Raw genomic sequence first — 18,171 nt, 5'->3', positions numbered from 1 at the left:
GACGGGATCGTGGCAAGCGCGATGATGCACGCTCGGGTGGGAATTATCGAGTCGTATTGAGTGGCAGCGTCTGGCCGTTTTCTGACCTTCGCTTAGGGGGTGAACTGCCAGGATTTTCCTAGACGATGAGTGAGTAATTGCATGGTCAGCAAATAGTAATAGCGCGTCGATTCAGTGCGCTGGTTTAGATGGTGATTCAAAAACCATGCAAGGTGTTTTCTCTGCCAAGTCCATGGATTGTCGCATTGCCAGCGCTCAGCGATCGCTGTTTGGATAGTCTTCGCCTGACGCAGGTGGCGTTGGCGTGTGGTGTGTGACCCGGTCAAGACGCCCGCCAGGAACAGCTCCATATCGAATGCCGTGTTCATGCTCGACCACCAATGTAAGCCGATACCACGCCGATACGGCCGTGCCCCAGCTCATAGCTGATTTGTACTCGGGCCTCCTGATCGAGGTGTCGGTTGAAATGATAGCAATGGCCACCGTTGATAGGCGCGGGATGATGGGTGATTTGCTCATAACGTTCGCATGCATAGGCTGCCCGCAATTCATGGAAGCCTTTGAGGTTGTTCTTATAGAGGATGTCCCGTGCGGGGCCGACGATTCCCTGCAAGAAATCGAGGTAGCGTTCGTTCGGTGCAAGCAGGTTGCGGCTATCGTCGGGCGAGACCTTTTCGGCAAACCTCAGTGCGTCACGAATATGATCATCCTCCCTGATCCAGCGAGGTGCTGACGCGCCTGAACGGCCACCTTTGGTACCGTCCTGGATGTTGATCTTGCCGTATTGTTCGGCCTCATGTTTCAAGCGCGGAAGGTCGGCCAAAATCGCCTCGCGTAAGCGCATGCCTGTGGCTCGGGCCAGCTGCACGATGGCAGCCGCGCGCGGCAGTTGGTATTCGCAGAGCGCCTCGACGATCCGCTTCACCTGTTCACGATCCTGGCCTTGCGGGGTTGCTGTGCGGACGGTTGTGCGCTGCAGTCCTAAAGCCTTGCTCGGACTCGACACCTTCACATACTGATCACCTCTCAGCGCGGCCATGGTCCGATTCACACTGGATAATCGGTTTTGCGCAGTCGCGATAGCGAGCTCACCTTGTTCAACTTGCTGGCGCAGATACCCGGCGTAGTCCAGCAAGGTCTGCCGATCAATTTGTCGCGCATCGTTAAACCCTGGTCCATCCTCCGACCGACACCAGCGTACAAACGCCTGCCAGCGATCACTGTGCGCCTTGACCGTGCCGTAATGCCCACCGCCGAACATGTCTTTCAACGCCTGCGGCCCGGCGTAGCTCAATTGCCGGCCATAGCCAAAATTGCGCCCATCCCGTTTACCGACCAGCGCCATGATCAAACTCCTCTCGAAGTCAAAACGTTGAAGCTTTTCCCCACGTCATCCCGCCAAGAATGTTGAGTGTTATCAGGGATCAAGGCCCCTGCGACCTGTGAGGGTTGTCCACTAACGCGGGACTGTCGGCTCTTTACGACCGGGAGCTTGGGCATCTCATGATCTGGCCTCCTGAACACCGTTACCAGTGGGCGGGTGGAGGCTGCACTGGCTGACGAGACCAGTGCCGCGAGATCCTGAGTCAGGTGAAGGCAGTGAAGCGATGACCGGGGCATGCCTGACTGTCAGTCAGGTGCAGTCCATTCCGTAGGCTGCGGCACCATCATCTGCATCGCCGTTGCTGGTGACTTCGGTGTTTGTCACGCCGATTGTCACGAGGGGAAATGCCGCAAAGCCTTGTACGAGATGGGCTGCAGCAGCGGTAGGAGCGCCCGTCTCTTTCCGGAAGAAAGAGACGGGCGCAGGTTGGCGCAATGAAATGGCCAAGCGGATAGGTTGCTGCAGGGCAGCTACGAAGGGGTGTGAGTTGCCGCAGTGGGCACTCTGGTAGAAGTAGGCATCCATCACATCGCTGTGACTGTGCGAGCCGCCGGACGCTCATCGCACTTTGGGAGAACCACCACGGTGTGGCGTAGCCTTAAAGGTTCTGGCTACCTGAGTTGCTGTCAACGACAGCGCTTTGCCCGATCTTTTTTACGCCTGTGGATAATTCGGGTCAAGGCTCGAATTATCCGGAGTTCTGCGGCGGTGGGTGAAATTATCCACCGGTGGAAATCAGTGGTTTTCCACAGACAGCTGTATGGGCTTTAGATTTTTTAAGTGAGGTCCATCCAAGCAGGGCGGCTTTGCAGCCCTGTTTGGATGGACCCGCGTGGAAGGCTGGGCTGTGGAGATCTCACCGACTTACCAGTGCTGGAATGCGCCACGGTAGTTTTGCAAGGCGATGATGTTGTCGTCGACCGGGTCGAATTGGTGAGGCGTCACGTGATCACTGAGTCGCCGTTGAGTCTGTCTCGATAGGCAACTTTTGGAGGTGATCATCTTTGTGTGCATGGGATGCTGTTAGAGGCGGTGCAGAAGGGCGTGCGAGGAATTGATTAACGCGAGTATCAAATTGATCGCGAAGGTTGGCTGTAATGCCTTCTTTGAGGGCGTCGAGATAGTCTGCATACCACTGCATCATGATCCGACGTTGCGGCAGGTATAGGGCTTGATTGTACTCGCCAGAGATGCCGCCCTCGACGTGAGCCAGCTGGCTTTCGACATGGTCCTTCAGCCAGCCATGTTCGCGCAGCAGCGTGCTTGCGGTATGACGAGTGCCATGGCTGACGAGTCGTCCTTTATAGCCGATCTTGGCGAACACCAGGTTGATCGTGTTTTCACTGATGACTGGCTGCTTTTCACCAATGCCTGGGAATAGATACCGACTGCGGCCAGTGCTTTGGTTCAGTTTGGTAAGCATGGCGATCAACTGATGAGGTAGAGGGCTGACGTAGTCTCTGCGCATCTTCATGCGGGCGGCCGGGATGGTCCATATCCCTTCCTCAAAATCGATTTCCTCCCATTTTGCGTAGCGAACCATGCCGGGGCGGCTCGCTGTCAGAATTGTCATCCATGATGCAATCCTCGCTGGTAGCCGGCTGGTGGTCTTGCTTAAGGCCCGGAGAAACTCAGGTAGTTCGTGTTCGTGCAGATGTGGGTAGTGTTGAGTGGGCGGTGGGGCTATCGCAATGGCATGGAGTTCGGAGGCTGGATTGTGTTCGCACAGGCCGCGTGCAATGGCTTGACTGAAAATCTGTTTCAGCCAGGTCCGGGTCTTGTCCGCAACATTGAAGGCGCCTCGTTTTTCGATGCAGGCCTGCAGTTTTGCGCAGTCGCTTCGCGTGATGAGCTCCAGTTGCTTCTCGCCGAGAGCGGGCAGTAGATCCTTATCGAGATAGTCGCGGATCTTCTTCAGCGTCGCGCTGCTGCGGCCGGAGTCCGATTTGAATTGGTACCAGTACTCCGCGGCTCGCCTGAAGGTGTTGAGCCCGGCCTCCTGCTGTCGCAGTTTGTCATCGCGGCGTTTGGCGCCGGGGTTGGTGCCTTGCTTGAGTAGGTTGCGGCATTCTGCAGCTCGTTCACGGGCTTCCTGCAAGGAGATATGCGGATACACACCCAGTGACATGCGCGCCGCCCGCCCCTGATAGGTGTACCGGAAGTGCCAATACTTGCTGCCGTTGGGTTTCACCAGCAAGGCAAGACCCGAACTATCACTCAACGTGAACGGTCTGTCGGCAGGCTTGGACGCTTTGATTTGCAAGGCGGTCAATGGCATCGCTGTACACCTCCGGTTCTCGAACTGGAATATGTACAGAAAATGTACCAAAAAGAGGCTGGCTTGCAAGAGATGGGGGTGGAACCCCAGAGACCAAAAAGCCCGCAGTTAGCGGGCTCTAGGGGTGTTACGTAGACGCTGGTAGTCGTCTATGTACTGCAAATGGTGCCCCGAGGGAGACTCGAACTCCCACTCCTTTCGAAAACGGATTTTGAATCCGCCGCGTCTACCAATTCCGCCATCAGGGCTCAATGGCGGCGAAGTATAGAGATGAGATTACCGTTGGTCAATCACGTTTCATGGTCTATTTTCACTATTTCCGCTAGACTTCCCGGCCCTGCTAGACGAACCCCATCATGCGCGTTGCTGACTTTACTTTTGAACTCCCGGATTCGCTGATTGCTCGCCACCCTTTGGCCGAGCGTCGCGCCAGTCGACTGCTGACCCTGGACGGGGTCAGTGGTGCCCTCGCACACCGTCAATTCACTGATTTGCTTGAGCATTTGCGCCCAGGCGATCTGATGGTGTTCAACAATACCCGGGTGATTCCGGCGCGGCTGTTTGGCCAGAAAGCTTCCGGCGGCAAGCTGGAAATTCTGGTGGAGCGGGTGCTGGACAGCCATCGCGTGCTGGCCCATGTGCGCTCCAGCAAGTCGCCGAAACCGGGCTCGGTCATCTTGATTGATGGCGGTGGCGAAGCCGAGATGGTGGCGCGTCATGATGCGCTGTTCGAGCTCAAGTTCGCCGAGGAAGTCTTGCCGTTGCTGGAGCGTGTCGGCCACATGCCGCTGCCTCCTTATATAGACCGCCCCGACGAAGATGCGGACCGCGAGCGCTATCAGACGGTTTACTCCCAGCGCCCGGGTGCGGTCGCCGCGCCCACGGCCGGGCTGCATTTCGACCAGCCGCTGCTGGAAGCGATTGCCGCCAAGGGCGTCGAGACCGCCTATGTGACCCTGCACGTGGGGGCCGGCACGTTTCAGCCGGTGCGTGTGGATAACATCGAAGACCATCATATGCACAGCGAGTGGCTGGAAGTCGGCCAGGACGTGGTGGATGCGGTCAACGCCTGCAAGGCCCGTGGCGGGCGCGTCGTGGCGGTGGGCACCACCAGTGTGCGGTCGCTGGAGAGCGCGGCGCGTGATGGCGTGCTCAAGCCGTTCAGCGGCGACACCGATATTTTTATCTACCCAGGCCGGCCGTTCCATGTGGTCGATTGCCTGGTCACCAACTTTCATTTGCCGGAATCCACGCTGTTGATGCTGGTGTCGGCATTTGCCGGTTACCCGGAAACCATGGCCGCTTATCAAGCCGCCATCGCCAACGAGTACCGTTTTTTCAGCTACGGTGATGCGATGTTCATCACCCGCAACCCGGCGCCGACTGCTCCTGGAGAAGCCGGCCCTGAGGAACAGCCATGAGTCGTATGTCGTTTGAATTGCTCGCCACCGACGGCAAGGCCCGTCGCGGGCGCCTGACCTTCCCGCGTGGCACGGTGGAGACCCCGGCTTTCATGCCGGTCGGCACCTACGGCACCGTCAAGGGCATGCTGCCGCGCGATATCGTCGCCACCGGCGCCGAGATTATCCTGGGCAACACCTTCCACCTGTGGCTGCGCCCGGGCACGGAAGTGATCAAGAAGCATGGCGACCTGCACGATTTCATGAAGTGGCAAGGCCCGATCCTCACCGACTCCGGTGGTTTCCAGGTGTTCAGTCTGGGTGCCATGCGCAAGATCAAGGAGGAGGGCGTGACCTTCGCCTCGCCGGTGGATGGCTCCAAGGTGTTCATGGGGCCGGAAGAGTCGATGCAGGTGCAGCGTGACCTGGGCTCCGACATCGTGATGATTTTCGACGAATGCACGCCGTACCCGGCCGACGAAGACGTGGCGCGGGTGTCCATGGAGCTGTCGTTGCGTTGGGCCCAGCGTTCGAAGAATGCCCATGGCGACAACACTGCGGCACTGTTCGGTATCGTGCAGGGCGGCATGCATGAAAGCCTGCGCAAACGCTCGCTGGAAGGCCTGGACAAGATCGGTTTTGACGGCCTGGCCATCGGCGGTCTGTCGGTGGGCGAGCCCAAGCACGAGATGATCAAAGTGCTGGATTACCTGCCGGGCCTGATGCCGGCTGACAAACCTCGTTACCTTATGGGCGTTGGCAAACCGGAGGATCTCGTAGAGGGTGTGCGCCGCGGGGTGGACATGTTCGATTGCGTGATGCCAACCCGTAATGCCCGCAATGGGCATCTGTTCATCGACACCGGCGTGCTGAAGATCCGTAACGCGTTCCATCGCCATGATGATTCGCCGCTGGATCCCACCTGTGATTGCTACACCTGCCAGAACTTCTCCCGTGCTTATCTGCACCATCTGGACAAGTGCGGAGAAATGCTGGGTAGCATGTTGAATACCATCCACAATTTGCGTCATTACCAAGTCCTGATGGCTGGTTTGCGCGAGGCTATTCAACAGGGTACATTGGCCGCCTTCGTCGATGCCTTCTATGCCAAGCGCGGGCTGCCTGTGCCGCCCTTGGACTGAGTTTTCCGACCCTAAGATTCACTATTTGCAACTGGAGTGCTAAATGAGCTTTTTTATCTCTAACGCCATGGCTGACGCCGCTGCGCCTGCCGCTGCCGGCCCTATGGGCGGTGGTTTCGAGTGGATTTTCCTGGTCGGCTTCCTGGTCATCTTCTACCTGATGATCTGGCGTCCACAGGCCAAGCGTGCCAAAGAGCAGAAGAACCTGCTGGGCAGCCTGCAGAAAGGTGACGAAGTGGTGACCACTGGCGGTATCGCCGGCAAGATCACCAAGGTTTCCGATGCTTTCGTGGTACTGGAAGTCTCCGACACCGTAGAAATGAAGTTCCAGAAGGGCGCTATCGCCGCCACGCTGCCAAAAGGCACGCTCAAAGCGATCTAAGTAACAACCTTTACCAATCGACGGGGCGCGCAAGGCGCCCCGCGTTATAAGCGGGCGGCGTGATGCTGAACAAATACCCTCTGTGGAAATACGTACTGATCCTGGCGGTGCTGGCGATCGGTTTTATTTATTCCGCTCCCAATCTCTATCCTGATGACCCGGCGATCCAGATCACCGGTGCCAGCACTTCGCTGCAAGTCAATCAGGCTGACCTGGAACGCGCGAGCAAAGCGCTCACCGACGCTGGTATCCAGGTCAAGGCGGCAACACTGTCGGCGGATGCGAAGGGCGGCTTGCTGCGCCTGACCAAGGCCGAAGACCAATTGCCGGCCAAAGACGTGGTGCGCAAGGTCATGGGTGACGACTACGTTGTCGCGCTCAACCTGGCACAGACCACGCCGACCTGGCTGCGCAAGATCGGCGCGCATCCGATGAAGCTGGGCCTGGACTTGTCCGGTGGTGTGCACTTCCTGCTGGAAGTCGACATGGACAAAGCCCTCGACGCTCGCCTGAAAGTCTACGAAGGCGACGTGAAGAGCCTGCTGCGCAAAGAGAAGTTGCGTTATCGCAGCCTGCCGCAGCTCAACGGTGCCATCCAGCTGGGCTTCTCTGACGAAGCTTCCCGCGAACAGGCCCGTGCGCTGATCCGCAAGAACTTCAACGATTTCGACATCGTACCGGCCGACCTGAACGGTCAACCTGTACTGCGTCTGGCGATGACCCCGGCCAAGCTGGCGGAAATCCGCGAATACTCCATCAAGCAGAACTTGACCACGGTACGTAACCGCGTCAACGAGCTGGGTGTGGCCGAGCCGATCGTTCAGCGCCAGGGTGCCAACCGCATCGTGGTTGAGCTGCCGGGCGTACAGGACACCGCTGAAGCCAAGCGGATCCTGGGTAAAACCGCCAACCTGGAATTCCGTCTGGCCGCTGAGCCGGGGGCTTCCCGCGCTACTGCCGAGGAATTCGAATTCCGTGAAGGCAACCGTCCTCCAGCCCTGATCGAGCGTAGCCTGATCATCACCGGTGACCAGGTGACCGACGCCAAGGCCGGTTTCGGCGAGCACGGTACCCCTGAAGTGAACATCCGCCTGGATGGCCACGGCGGCGAACTGATGAGCCGCGCCACGCGCAGCAACGTCGGTCGCAGCATGGCGGTGATCTTCATCGAGCAGCGCCCGGTGACCACCTACACCAAGCAAGTGGTCAACGGTGTCGAGAAAGACGTACCGGTGCAGAGCTTCAAGGAAGAGAAGAAGATCATCAGCCTGGCGACCATCCAGTCGCCGCTGGGTGCTCAATTCCGTATCACTGGCCTGAACGGCCAGGGCGAGTCGTCCGAACTGGCACTGCTGCTGCGTGCCGGTGGCCTGGCTGCACCGATGTACTTCGCTGAAGAGCGCACCATCGGCCCGAGCCTGGGTGCCGACAACATCACCAAGGGTATCGACGCAGCCTTGTGGGGCATGCTGTTCGTGTCGCTGTTCATCATTGCCATCTACCGCTTCTTCGGCATCATCGCCACCGTGGCCCTGGCGGGCAACATGGTGATGCTGCTGGCGCTGATGTCGTTGCTGGGCGCTACGCTGACCTTGCCGGGTATCGCCGGTATAGTGCTCACCATGGGTATGGCGGTAGACGCCAACGTGCTGATCTTCTCGCGGATTCGTGAGGAGATCGCGGCGGGCATGAGCGTACAGCGTGCAATCAACGAAGGCTTCGGCCGGGCATTTACCGCGATTCTCGACTCCAACCTGACCACCTTGCTGGTCGGCGGGATTCTCTTTGCCATGGGCACCGGCCCGGTCAAGGGTTTTGCGGTCACCATGTCCCTCGGTATCTTTACCTCGATGTTCACGGCCATCATGGTGACCCGCGCAATGGTCAACCTGATCTTTGGCGGGCGTGACTTCAAGAAGTTGTGGATTTAAGGGGCTGCCATGTTACGTACAATCAACTTCATGGGCGTTCGCAACGTTGCGTTCGGCTTCACCATGCTCCTTACCGTTCTGGCGTTGTTCAGCTGGTTCCATAAGGGCCTGAACTACGGTCTGGACTTCACCGGCGGTACGCTCATCGAGCTGACCTACGAGAAGCCGGCCGACGTCACCCTGGTGCGCAACGAGCTGGTCAAGGCCGGCTATCACGAGGCCATCGTGCAAAGCTTCGGTGCTACGACCGACCTGCTGGTGCGTATGCCTGGCGAAGACCCGCAACTGGGTCACCAGGTTGCCGATGCCTTGCAGAAGGTTGGTGGCGACAATCCGGCTTCGGTCAAGCGCGTCGAGTTCGTAGGCCCGCAGGTGGGTGAAGAGCTACGCGACCAGGGCGGCCTCGGCATGCTGATGGCGCTGGTCGGCATCATGATCTACCTGGCGTTCCGCTTTCAGTGGAAGTTCGGTGTCGGCGCCATTGTGTCGCTGATCCACGACGTGATCGTGACCGTGGGTATCCTGGCGTACTTCCAGGTGACCTTCGACCTGACCGTACTGGCCGCCGTACTGGCGATCATCGGCTACTCGCTCAACGACACCATCGTGGTATTCGACCGGGTTCGTGAGAACTTCCGCGTACTGCGCAAGGCGTCGTTGATCGAGAACATCAACGTCTCCACCACCCAGACGCTGCTGCGGACCATGGCGACCTCGATCTCCACTTTGCTGGCGATCGCTGCGCTGATGATCTTCGGTGGCGACAACCTGTGGGGCTTCTCCCTGGCGCTGTTCATCGGCGTCCTGGCGGGTACCTACTCGTCGATCTACATCGCCAACGTGGTGTTGATCTGGCTGAACCTCAACAGCGAAGACTTGATCCCTCCGGCCGCTACCGGCAAGGAGGTCGACGACCGCCCTTGATGGGTATTCGTTGATCTGCTGTTACAAAGAAGGCGTGAGTATTGAACTCGCGCCTTTTTTTTTGCTCCAAGGCTGGGTATAGCGCGGACGTTTCGGTCCGCTTGTGATGGTCAGGAGGTTCAACGTGAACAAGTCGTTGCTGGTTGGTGCGGTACTGGGTGCTGTCGGTGTGACTGCCGGGGGCGCTGTTGCCACCTACAGCCTGGTTAAAAGCGGCCCTGAGTATGCGCAAGTGTTGGCGGTGCAGCCGGTCAAAACCCAGATCAAAACGCCTCGCGAAGTGTGCAAGGACGTTGCAGTTACTCGGCAGCGGCCGGTACAGGATCAGCACCAGATCGTCGGTACCGTGGTCGGTGCCTTGGCCGGTGGCCTGTTGGGCAACCAGGTCGGTGGCGGTAATGGTAAGAAGCTGGCCACCGTGGCCGGTGCGGTCGGTGGCGGTTATGCCGGTAACAAGGTTCAGGAAGGCATGCAGAACCGTGATACCTACACGACTACGCAGACTCGCTGTAACACCGTCAACGACATCAGCGACAAGGTTGTCGGGTATGACGTGCGTTACAACCTGGATGGCAAGGAAGGCACCGTGCGTATGGATCGCGATCCAGGTGGCCAGATTCCGGTCGACAAAGAAGGTCGCCTGATCCTGGGTCAGAACCAGCAGTAATCCCAAGCCTGGTTCAGTTCCAGTGTGGGAGGGGGCTTGCTCCCGATAGCGGTGCATCAGTCACAAATGTGGCAACTGGCACCCTGCTATCGGGAGCAAGCCCCCTCCCACATTTGCTATTTGGTTGTTGCTGGTCGTCAGGTGTGGGTCAAACGCAGTGCATAAAAAAAGCACCCCGAGGGGTGCTTTTTTTGTGCTCGCTCGCTTAGCGCTTCAGCGAAGCCGGCAGGTGCGGCTGGATCGCCGTCAGTACTGCCTTGAAGCATTTGGTGTTGCCGGCAACGACGTGGCCTTTTTCCAGGAAGTCGTGACCGCCGGTGAAGTCGCTCACCAGGCCACCGGCCTCTTGGATCAGCAGGGCGCCTGCGGCCATGTCCCACTCGGACAGGCCCGACTCCCAGAATGCATCAAAACGACCGGCTGCGACGTAAGCCAGGTCCAGGCTGGCGGCGCCGGCGCGGCGGATGCCGGCGGTCTGGCCAACCAGGGCGCGGAACATGCCCAGGTAGTTTTCCAGGTTGTCCATCTGGTCATCGCGGAACGGGAAGCCGGTGCCCAGCAGGGCGCCTTCCAGGCTGGTGCGGCCGCTGACGCGCAGGCGACGACCGTTCAGTTGGGCGCCACGGCCACGGCTGGCGGTGAATTCTTCCTGGCGCACAGGGTCCAGCACAACGGCGTGTTCCAGGCGGCCACGGTATTTGCAGGCAATGCTCACGGCAAAGTGCGGGATGCCGCGCAGGAAGTTGGTGGTGCCGTCCAGTGGGTCGATGATCCACAGGTAGTCTTCACCTTCGCCGCTACCTTTGTGCAGGCCGGTTTCTTCGCCGAGGATGCCGTGGGTAGGGTAGGCCTTGCGCAGAGCGTCGATGATTTTCTGTTCGGCGGCGCGATCCACCTCGGATACATAATCCTTGGCGTCTTTTTCGTCGACCTTGATGGTATCCAGGCGCTCGATGGAGCGGAAGATCAATTCACTGGCGCTGCGGGCGGCGCGCAGCGCGATATTCAGCATGGGCTGCATGGATGTGTCACCTAAGGTTGTTAAAGAAAGCCGCGCATTCTAGCAGAAACTTTCTTCAGGTGAAGGACGACGTTCGCTTTCGTGGCATAACCTTAGGCTGTTCTGTAAGATTTGCTCCCCTTTCCCGTGTCCGAGAGCGCCTCCCTTGCTGCAAAACATTCGTGTCGTCTTGGTCAATACCAGTCATCCCGGCAACATCGGTGGGGTGGCGCGAGCCATGAAAAACATGGGGCTGACGCGCCTGGTGCTGGTCGAACCGCGTGTGTTCCCGCACCACGAGGCCGATGCTCGCGCTTCGGGCGCCAATGACATTCTTGCGAAGGCTCAGGTTGTTGCTACCTTGGAAGACGCCTTGGTCGGCTGCAACCTGGTGCTCGGCACCAGTGCGCGTGACCGTCGTATCCCATGGCCACTGCTGGACCCGCGTGAATGCGGTACCAAAGTGGTGGAGGAGGCGGCTGGTGGCGCTGAAATCGCCTTGGTGTTCGGCCGTGAAGACTCCGGCCTGACCAATGAAGAGCTGCAGCGATGTCATTACCACGTGCACATTCCATCAGACCCCGGGTTCAGTTCGCTGAACCTTGGGGCGGCCGTGCAGGTGTTGACCTATGAAGTGCGCATGGCCTGGCTGGCGGCTGCCGGCCAGCCGAGCAAAGTGGAAAAGGAAGAGGTTGCCTCGACCAAAAGTGGCGAACTGGCCACCATGGACGAGCTGGAACGATTCTATGAGCACCTGGAGCAAACCCTGGTAGCCATCGAGTTCCTCGATCCTGAAAAACCACGGCACTTGATGGCGCGCCTACGCCGCTTGTACGGGCGTAGCTCGGTGAGCCGGGCAGAAATGAATATATTGCGTGGCATCCTCACGGAAACCCAGAAAGCGGCCCGTGGTGAGCTTCTTGAGCGGAAGGATTAAAAATGTTCGAGCGTTTGCGAGAAGATATCCAGAGTGTTTTCCACCGTGACCCGGCGGCGCGCAACGCCTTTGAAGTGCTGACCTGCTATCCGGGCATGCACGCGATCTGGCTTCACCGCCTGTCCGGCGCCTTGTGGGGCGCGGGCTGGAAGTGGCTGGCGCGACTGGTCTCGAACTTCGGGCGCTGGTTGACCGGTATCGAGATTCACCCGGGGGCCAAGGTAGGGCGCCGCTTCTTCATCGACCATGGCATGGGCATCGTGATTGGCGAGACGGCCGAGATTGGTGATGACGTCACTCTCTATCAGGGCGTGACGCTCGGCGGTACCAGTTGGAATAAAGGCAAGCGCCACCCGACGCTGGGTGATGGCGTGGTGGTCGGGGCTGGGGCCAAGGTGCTCGGGCCGTTTACCGTCGGTGCCGGTGCCAAGGTCGGCTCCAACGCGGTGGTGACCAAGGCTGTCCCACCGGGGGCTACCGTTGTCGGCATTCCGGGCCGAATTATCGTCAAGCCGCAGGCCGACGACGAGCAGGAAGCCAAGCGCAAGGCCATGGCCGAGAAGATCGGCTTCGATGCCTATGGCGTCAGCGAAGACATGCCTGACCCGGTGGCGCGTGCCATTGGTCAGTTGCTCGACCACCTGCAGGCGGTCGATGGCAAGTTGGATGGCATGTGTGGCGCGCTGAAGGAGCTGGGTAGCAGCTACTGTGCGAAAGATCTTCCTGAGCTGCGCGAAGAAGACTTCGCCGAGATCAAGAGCGAAGCCGCTACCAAGGCCAGCTGAGGCTCGATGAGCCCCAAAAATCCAGTGTGGGAGGGGGCTTGCTCCCGATGGCAGGGTGTCAGTCGCCACATTTGTGACTGATGCACCGCTATCGGGAGCAAGCCCCCTCCCACATTTTGATCTCCATTGGTCCCTGGGTTTCTACGCGGCCTTGTTCGCGCTGTTCGTCCCCAGCCCATCCTGCTATGATTCGCGCGCCCTTTTTACGGGTAATCCTGACTAAAGTACTAGGTCTTATAGTTGACTTAAATACTCGGGAATCGCATACTTGCTCCCATTCTGAAACACCTTGGTACTTGTCCATGAGACTGACTACAAAAGGCCGATACGCGGTGACCGCCATGCTCGACTTGGCCTTGCACGCGCAAACTGGGCCGGTGTCCCTGGCCGATATCTCCGAGCGCCAAGGCATTTCCCTGTCCTACCTCGAGCAACTGTTCGCCAAATTGCGTCGGAGTAACTTGGTTTCCAGCGTGCGTGGGCCGGGTGGCGGCTACCAACTGTCCCGCGATATGCAGGGCATCCAGGTAGCCCAGGTGATCGATGCGGTCAACGAATCCGTCGACGCAACCAAATGCCAGGGCCTGGGTGATTGCCATGCCGGCGACACCTGCCTGACGCACCACCTGTGGTGCGACTTGAGCCTGCAGATCCATGAGTTTTTGAGTGGTATCAGCTTGGCTGATCTTGTGACTCGCCGTGAGGTGCAAGAAGTAGCCCAGCGTCAGGACCAGCGCCGTTGCAACACCAAGGCGCCGCGTCTGGACAAGATTGAAGCGTCCGCCGTCGAGTGACAGCCGAAGAGCTAACGGTGCGCCAGCCAGCCTGATTTAGGAGAAAGTCCATGAAATTGCCGATTTACCTTGATTACTCAGCGACCACCCCGGTTGATCCGCGTGTCGCGCAAAAGATGAGCGAATGCCTGCTGGTTGACGGAAACTTCGGCAACCCAGCCTCCCGTTCCCACGTTTTCGGCTGGAAAGCCGAGGAAGCGGTCGAGAACGCTCGTCGTCAGGTCGCGGACCTGGTTGGCGCCGACCCTCGTGAAATCGTCTGGACTTCCGGTGCTACCGAGTCCGACAACCTGGCAATCAAGGGCGCCGCGCATTTCTACGCGACCAAAGGCAAGCACCTGATCACCACCAAGATTGAGCACAAGGCTGTCCTGGACACCATGCGCCAGCTGGAGCGTGAAGGTTTCGAGGTTACCTACCTTGAGCCAACCACCGACGGTATCGTCACCCCGGCCATGATCGAAGCCGCGCTGCGTGAAGACACCATCCTGGTTTCCGTGATCCACGTGAACAACGAAATCGGCACCATCAACGACATCGCGGCCATCGGCGAGCTGACCCGCTCCAAAGGTATCCTGCTGCACGTCGACGCTGCCCAGTCCACTGGCAAGGTCGATATCGACCTGTCGAAACTGAAAGTCGACCTGATGTCGTTCTCTGCCCACAAGACCTATGGCCCTAAAGGCATCGGCGCGCTGTACGTGAGCCGCAAGCCTCGCGTGCGCATCGAAGCCACCATGCACGGTGGCGGTCACGAGCGCGGCATGCGTTCCGGTACCCTGGCGACCCACCAGATCGTCGGCATGGGCGAAGCGTTCCGTGTGGCCAAGGAAGACATGGCTGCCGAAAACGTGCGCATCAAGGCGTTGAGCGATCGCTTCTACAAACAGGTCGAAAACCTTGAAGAGCTGTACATCAACGGCAGCATGACTGCTCGTGTACCGCACAACCTGAATTTGAGCTTCAACTACGTCGAAGGCGAGTCGCTGATCATGGCGCTCAAGGACCTGGCGGTTTCGTCCGGTTCGGCCTGCACCTCGGCCTCTCTTGAGCCGTCCTACGTGCTGCGCGCCCTGGGCCGCAACGACGAACTGGCACATAGCTCGATCCGCTTTACCTTCGGCCGCTTCACCACTGAAGAACAAGTCGACTACGCCGCGCAGAAAGTCTGCGAAGCCGTCAACAAGCTGCGCACCCTGTCGCCGCTGTGGGACATGTTCAAAGACGGTGTCGATATCTCCAAGATCGAGTGGGCGGCACACTAAATATAGAAGCCGCCACCCAAGCTCTGTAGGAACGTGGCGGAAAACGCAGGCGTTTCTACAGGGTTCCAGAGCGGCCCTGATGAGTGAGGATTCAGTACCATGGCTTACAGCGAAAAGGTCATCGACCACTACGAAAACCCGCGCAACGTCGGCAAGATGAACGCGGAAGACCCTGATGTCGGCACCGGCATGGTCGGTGCTCCGGCGTGCGGCGACGTGATGCGCCTGCAGATCAAGGTCAACGAGCAGGGCATCATCGAAGATGCCAAGTTCAAGACTTATGGCTGCGGTTCGGCCATCGCCTCCAGCTCCCTGGCGACCGAGTGGATGAAAGGCAAGACTCTGGATGAAGCAGAGACCATCAAGAACACTCAGCTGGCCGAAGAACTGGCCCTGCCGCCCGTGAAAATCCACTGCTCGGTACTCGCGGAAGACGCCATCAAGGCGGCCGTTCGCGACTACAAGCAGAAGAAAGGCTTGATCTAAGCATTTGGCGACGAGTAAGGAGTCAACGATGGCTATCAGCATGACAGAAGCGGCTGCACGGCACGTGCGACGCTCCCTGGATGGGCGCGGTAAAGGTGAGGGGATTCGTCTGGGTGTGCGCACCACGGGCTGTTCCGGCCTTGCCTATGTGCTGGAGTTTGTCGACGAGGTGGTTGCGGAAGACCAGGTGTTCGAAAGTCACGGCGAGAAAGTGATCATCGACCCTAAAAGCCTGACTTACCTGGACGGCACCGAACTCGATTTCGTCAAGGAAGGGTTGAACGAAGGCTTCAAGTTCAACAACCCCAACGTGCGCGGTGAGTGTGGCTGCGGCGAAAGCTTCAACATCTGAGGCTATTCGTGGGTACTCCTTGTCATTTCGCTTTATTCGAGCTGCAGCCGAGCTTTCGGCTGGACCTTGAGCAGCTTGCCACGCGCTACCGAGAACTGGCGCGCGGCGTACATCCGGACCGCTTCGCTGACGCTTCCGAGCGTGAGCAACGCCTGGCGCTGGAGCAGTCTGCCAGCCTCAATGAAGCCTATCAGACGCTCAAGAGCCCGCCCAAGCGCGCGCGTTACCTGCTCGCGATGAAGGGTGGCGAGTTGCCGCTGGAAGTGACGGTGCACGATCCGGACTTCCTGATGCAGCAGATGCAGTGGCGCGAAGAGCTTGAAGACTTGCAGGACGAAGCCGATCTGGCCGGTGTCGCGGTCTTCAAGCGTCGTCTGAAAGCGGCCCAGGATGAGCTCAACGAAAGCTTCGCAGCCTGTTGGGATGATGCAGCGCAACGTGAGCAGGCCGAACGCCTGATGCGGCGCATGCAGTTCCTCGACAAGCTCACCTACGAAGTGCGCCAGCTAGAAGAGCGCCTCGACGATTAACCCAGTGCTGCCCGTGTCGCACGCCTGATAGACAGATAAGACCTGATTACCATGGCTCTACTGCAGATCGCCGAACCCGGCCAAAGCCCTCAACCGCACCAGCGTCGCCTGGCGGTCGGGATTGACCTGGGCACCACCAATTCCCTGGTTGCTGCCTTGCGCAGCGGCCTGTCCGAGCCGCTGCCCGATGCTGACGGCCAGGTTATCCTGCCGTCCGCCGTGCGCTACCACGTCGATCGCACCGAAGTCGGTGAGTCGGCCAAGTTGGCAGCGTCTACCGATCCTTTGAATACCGTACTGTCGGTGAAGCGCTTGATGGGTCGTGGTCTGTCCGACGTCAAGCAATTGGGCGACCAGCTGCCTTACCGCTTTGTCGGCGGCGAGTCGCACATGCCGTTCATCGACACCGTGCAGGGCCCGAAAAGTCCTGTGGAAGTGTCGGCCGATATCCTCAAGGTGCTGCGCCAGCGTGCTGAACACACCTTGGGCGGCGAACTGGTCGGTGCGGTGATCACGGTTCCCGCTTATTTCGATGACGCCCAGCGCCAGGCCACCAAGGATGCGGCCAAGCTCGCCGGCCTGAACGTGCTGCGCCTGCTCAACGAACCGACCGCTGCGGCTGTGGCCTATGGCCTGGACCAGCACGCCGAGGGCCTGGTTGCAATCTACGACCTGGGCGGCGGCACCTTTGATATCTCGATCCTGCGCCTGACCGGCGGTGTCTTCGAAGTGCTGGCCACCGGTGGCGACAGCGCCCTGGGCGGCGATGACTTCGATCACGCTATCGCTGGCTGGATCATCACCAATGCCGGTTTGTCCGCCGATCTGGACCCGGGCGCCCAGCGCAACCTGCTGCAAGCTGCCTGCGCGGCCAAGGAAGCGCTGACGGATGCGGCCTCTGTGCAAGTGTCCTACGGCGACTGGTCGGCCGAGCTGACTCGCGAAGCCTTCGATGCGTTGATCGAGCCGATGGTGGCCCGTAGCTTGAAAGCCTGCCGTCGCGCGGTGCGTGACTCCGGTGTCGAGCTGGAAGACGTCGGTGCGGTGGTGATGGTCGGCGGTTCTACCCGCGTGCCGCGTGTCCGCGAGGCGGTGGCCGAAGCTTTTGGTCGTCAGCCGTTGACTGAAATCGACCCGGACCAGGTCGTCGCTATCGGCGCAGCGATCCAGGCCGACACGTTGGCGGGTAACAAGCGTGACGGCGGCGAACTGCTGTTGCTTGACGTGATTCCGCTGTCCCTGGGGCTGGAAACCATGGGTGGCCTGATGGAGAAGGTGATTCCACGCAACACCACCATCCCGGTCGCCCGCGCTCAAGACTTCACCACTTATAAAGATGGCCAGACGGCCATGATGATTCATGTGCTGCAAGGCGAGCGCGAGTTGATCAGCGACTGCCGCTCCCTGGCGCGCTTTGAATTGCGCGGTATTCCGGCAATGGTGGCGGGTGCGGCGAAGATTCGCGTGACCTTCCAGGTTGACGCCGACGGCTTGCTGAATGTGGCTGCGCGTGAGCTGGGGTCGGGGGTTGAAGCCAGTATCCAGGTCAAGCCGTCCTACGGCCTGACTGACGGCGAAATCGCCAAGATGCTCAAGGATTCGTTCCAATATGCCGGTGATGACAAGGTCGCCCGTGTCTTGCGTGAGCAGCAGGTGGATGCCCAACGTCTGCTCGAAGCGGTGCAGGGCGCCCTCGATGCGGATGGCGAACGCCTGCTGGATGCCGAAGAGCGCATGGTCATCGACCTGCAGATGCAGGAATTGGCCGAACTGATGAAAGGCACCGATGGGTACGCCATCGAGCAACAGACCAAGCGCCTGTCGCAAGTGACCGATGCTTTTGCCGCCCGCCGCATGGATCAGACGGTGAAAGCCGCACTGGCCGGGCGCAACCTGAATGAAATCGAGGAATAA

The 18,171-nt window shown here is 59.4% G+C and carries 19 protein-coding genes and 1 tRNA gene; 14 read left to right on the top strand and 6 right to left on the bottom strand.

Annotation, left to right across the window (positions count from 1 at the left end):
* Positions 1-92 precede the first annotated feature (92 nt).
* From DK870_RS27455 to DK870_RS27435, 5 genes are all read right to left on the bottom strand, one after another.
* Positions 93-368 (bottom strand): hypothetical protein, encoded by a 276-nt coding sequence (locus tag DK870_RS27455; RefSeq protein ID WP_039592138.1) that lies wholly within the window; start codon positions 366-368, stop codon positions 93-95.
* Positions 365-1,345 carry an integrase domain-containing protein gene (locus DK870_RS27450; protein ID WP_161550260.1) on the bottom strand — a complete coding sequence of 327 codons (981 nt, stop codon included), beginning with the start codon at positions 1,343-1,345 and terminating at the stop codon, positions 365-367. The genes DK870_RS27455 and DK870_RS27450 overlap by 4 nt, the downstream gene beginning before the upstream one ends.
* 288 nt (positions 1,346-1,633) lie before the next feature.
* Positions 1,634-1,909, bottom strand: coding sequence for a hypothetical protein (locus DK870_RS27445; RefSeq protein WP_039592136.1), 276 nt, complete (start codon positions 1,907-1,909; stop codon positions 1,634-1,636).
* A gap of 424 nt (positions 1,910-2,333) precedes the next feature.
* The gene (locus tag DK870_RS27440; RefSeq protein WP_046035230.1) at positions 2,334-3,662 is read right to left on the bottom strand and encodes an integrase arm-type DNA-binding domain-containing protein; all 1,329 of its coding nucleotides are present in this window, start codon (positions 3,660-3,662) and stop codon (positions 2,334-2,336) included.
* A 163-nt stretch (positions 3,663-3,825) separates the two neighbouring features.
* A tRNA-Leu gene (locus DK870_RS27435) sits at positions 3,826-3,910 on the bottom strand.
* A gap of 108 nt (positions 3,911-4,018) precedes the next feature.
* Here DK870_RS27435 and queA point away from each other — a divergent pair.
* The 6 genes from queA to DK870_RS27405 all read left to right on the top strand — a co-directional run bounded on the left by queA (position 4,019) and on the right by DK870_RS27405 (position 10,108).
* Complete coding sequence (queA, locus tag DK870_RS27430; RefSeq protein ID WP_161550259.1) at positions 4,019-5,083, top strand: tRNA preQ1(34) S-adenosylmethionine ribosyltransferase-isomerase QueA; 1,065 nt, start codon at positions 4,019-4,021, stop codon at positions 5,081-5,083.
* Between the two features lie 5 nt (positions 5,084-5,088).
* Positions 5,089-6,204, top strand: coding sequence for a tRNA guanosine(34) transglycosylase Tgt (tgt, locus tag DK870_RS27425; protein ID WP_010565220.1), 1,116 nt, complete (start codon positions 5,089-5,091; stop codon positions 6,202-6,204).
* Between the two features lie 43 nt (positions 6,205-6,247).
* Complete coding sequence (gene yajC, locus DK870_RS27420) at positions 6,248-6,586, top strand: preprotein translocase subunit YajC (RefSeq protein ID WP_003175975.1); 339 nt, start codon at positions 6,248-6,250, stop codon at positions 6,584-6,586.
* 62 nt (positions 6,587-6,648) lie between these two features.
* On the top strand, positions 6,649-8,517 hold the full coding sequence (gene secD / locus DK870_RS27415) for a protein translocase subunit SecD (RefSeq protein WP_161550258.1): 1,869 nt from the start codon (positions 6,649-6,651) through the stop codon (positions 8,515-8,517).
* A gap of 9 nt (positions 8,518-8,526) precedes the next feature.
* A complete protein-coding gene (secF, locus tag DK870_RS27410; RefSeq protein ID WP_090368705.1) occupies positions 8,527-9,441 on the top strand; it encodes a protein translocase subunit SecF in 915 nt (304 codons plus the stop codon).
* A gap of 124 nt (positions 9,442-9,565) precedes the next feature.
* Positions 9,566-10,108: a glycine zipper 2TM domain-containing protein gene (locus tag DK870_RS27405; RefSeq protein WP_090368706.1), complete on the top strand. Its 543-nt coding sequence runs from the start codon at positions 9,566-9,568 to the stop codon at positions 10,106-10,108.
* 205 nt (positions 10,109-10,313) lie between these two features.
* On the opposite strand, the gene suhB is transcribed toward DK870_RS27405, so the two are convergent.
* Positions 10,314-11,129: an inositol-phosphate phosphatase gene (gene suhB / locus DK870_RS27400; protein WP_005791195.1), complete on the bottom strand. Its 816-nt coding sequence runs from the start codon at positions 11,127-11,129 to the stop codon at positions 10,314-10,316.
* A 145-nt stretch (positions 11,130-11,274) separates the two neighbouring features.
* Between suhB and trmJ the strand changes: the two genes are divergently transcribed.
* The 8 genes from trmJ to hscA all read left to right on the top strand — a co-directional run bounded on the left by trmJ (position 11,275) and on the right by hscA (position 18,171).
* On the top strand, positions 11,275-12,045 hold the full coding sequence (gene trmJ / locus DK870_RS27395; RefSeq protein WP_161550257.1) for a tRNA (cytosine(32)/uridine(32)-2'-O)-methyltransferase TrmJ: 771 nt from the start codon (positions 11,275-11,277) through the stop codon (positions 12,043-12,045).
* Positions 12,046-12,047: 2 nt separating this feature from the next.
* Positions 12,048-12,830 carry a serine O-acetyltransferase gene (gene cysE, locus DK870_RS27390; protein ID WP_060754324.1) on the top strand — a complete coding sequence of 261 codons (783 nt, stop codon included), beginning with the start codon at positions 12,048-12,050 and terminating at the stop codon, positions 12,828-12,830.
* Between the two features lie 302 nt (positions 12,831-13,132).
* A complete protein-coding gene (gene iscR, locus DK870_RS27385; RefSeq protein WP_003194020.1) occupies positions 13,133-13,624 on the top strand; it encodes a Fe-S cluster assembly transcriptional regulator IscR in 492 nt (163 codons plus the stop codon).
* A 50-nt stretch (positions 13,625-13,674) separates the two neighbouring features.
* Positions 13,675-14,889, top strand: coding sequence for an IscS subfamily cysteine desulfurase (locus tag DK870_RS27380; protein ID WP_060754323.1), 1,215 nt, complete (start codon positions 13,675-13,677; stop codon positions 14,887-14,889).
* A 99-nt stretch (positions 14,890-14,988) separates the two neighbouring features.
* Positions 14,989-15,375, top strand: a complete 387-nt coding sequence (gene iscU, locus DK870_RS27375) for a Fe-S cluster assembly scaffold IscU (RefSeq protein ID WP_007929523.1) — start codon at positions 14,989-14,991, stop codon at positions 15,373-15,375.
* A 28-nt stretch (positions 15,376-15,403) separates the two neighbouring features.
* A complete protein-coding gene (gene iscA, locus DK870_RS27370) occupies positions 15,404-15,727 on the top strand; it encodes an iron-sulfur cluster assembly protein IscA (protein WP_010565230.1) in 324 nt (107 codons plus the stop codon).
* Between the two features lie 8 nt (positions 15,728-15,735).
* A complete protein-coding gene (gene hscB, locus DK870_RS27365) occupies positions 15,736-16,257 on the top strand; it encodes a co-chaperone HscB (RefSeq protein ID WP_060754322.1) in 522 nt (173 codons plus the stop codon).
* A gap of 51 nt (positions 16,258-16,308) precedes the next feature.
* Positions 16,309-18,171 carry a Fe-S protein assembly chaperone HscA gene (hscA, locus tag DK870_RS27360; RefSeq protein ID WP_161550256.1) on the top strand — a complete coding sequence of 621 codons (1,863 nt, stop codon included), beginning with the start codon at positions 16,309-16,311 and terminating at the stop codon, positions 18,169-18,171.

Source organism: Pseudomonas sp. Q1 (genome assembly GCF_009935975.1).
Taxonomy (GTDB): Bacteria; Pseudomonadota; Gammaproteobacteria; order Pseudomonadales; family Pseudomonadaceae; genus Aquipseudomonas; species Aquipseudomonas palleroniana.
The sequence above is the reverse complement of the archived record's forward strand: the minus strand, read 5'-3'. Positions and strand labels throughout refer to the sequence as shown.

Bases quoted from the DNA above. Each gene is read 5' to 3' on its own strand.
- suhB (WP_005791195.1), bottom strand. From the start codon at position 11,129: ATGCAGCCCATGCTGAATATCGCGCTGCGCGCCGCCCGCAGCGCCAGT.
- cysE (WP_060754324.1), top strand. From the start codon at position 12,048: ATGTTCGAGCGTTTGCGAGAAGATATCCAGAGTGTTTTCCACCGTGAC.
- secF (WP_090368705.1), top strand. From the start codon at position 8,527: ATGTTACGTACAATCAACTTCATGGGCGTTCGCAACGTTGCGTTCGGC.
- secD (WP_161550258.1), top strand. From the start codon at position 6,649: ATGCTGAACAAATACCCTCTGTGGAAATACGTACTGATCCTGGCGGTG.
- tgt (WP_010565220.1), top strand. From the start codon at position 5,089: ATGTCGTTTGAATTGCTCGCCACCGACGGCAAGGCCCGTCGCGGGCGC.
- DK870_RS27445 (WP_039592136.1), bottom strand. From the start codon at position 1,909: ATGGATGCCTACTTCTACCAGAGTGCCCACTGCGGCAACTCACACCCC.
- iscA (WP_010565230.1), top strand. From the start codon at position 15,404: ATGGCTATCAGCATGACAGAAGCGGCTGCACGGCACGTGCGACGCTCC.
- iscU (WP_007929523.1), top strand. From the start codon at position 14,989: ATGGCTTACAGCGAAAAGGTCATCGACCACTACGAAAACCCGCGCAAC.
- queA (WP_161550259.1), top strand. From the start codon at position 4,019: ATGCGCGTTGCTGACTTTACTTTTGAACTCCCGGATTCGCTGATTGCT.
- hscA (WP_161550256.1), top strand. From the start codon at position 16,309: ATGGCTCTACTGCAGATCGCCGAACCCGGCCAAAGCCCTCAACCGCAC.
- DK870_RS27455 (WP_039592138.1), bottom strand. From the start codon at position 368: ATGAACACGGCATTCGATATGGAGCTGTTCCTGGCGGGCGTCTTGACC.
- DK870_RS27440 (WP_046035230.1), bottom strand. From the start codon at position 3,662: ATGCCATTGACCGCCTTGCAAATCAAAGCGTCCAAGCCTGCCGACAGA.
- yajC (WP_003175975.1), top strand. From the start codon at position 6,248: ATGAGCTTTTTTATCTCTAACGCCATGGCTGACGCCGCTGCGCCTGCC.
- iscR (WP_003194020.1), top strand. From the start codon at position 13,133: ATGAGACTGACTACAAAAGGCCGATACGCGGTGACCGCCATGCTCGAC.
- DK870_RS27380 (WP_060754323.1), top strand. From the start codon at position 13,675: ATGAAATTGCCGATTTACCTTGATTACTCAGCGACCACCCCGGTTGAT.
- DK870_RS27450 (WP_161550260.1), bottom strand. From the start codon at position 1,345: ATGGCGCTGGTCGGTAAACGGGATGGGCGCAATTTTGGCTATGGCCGG.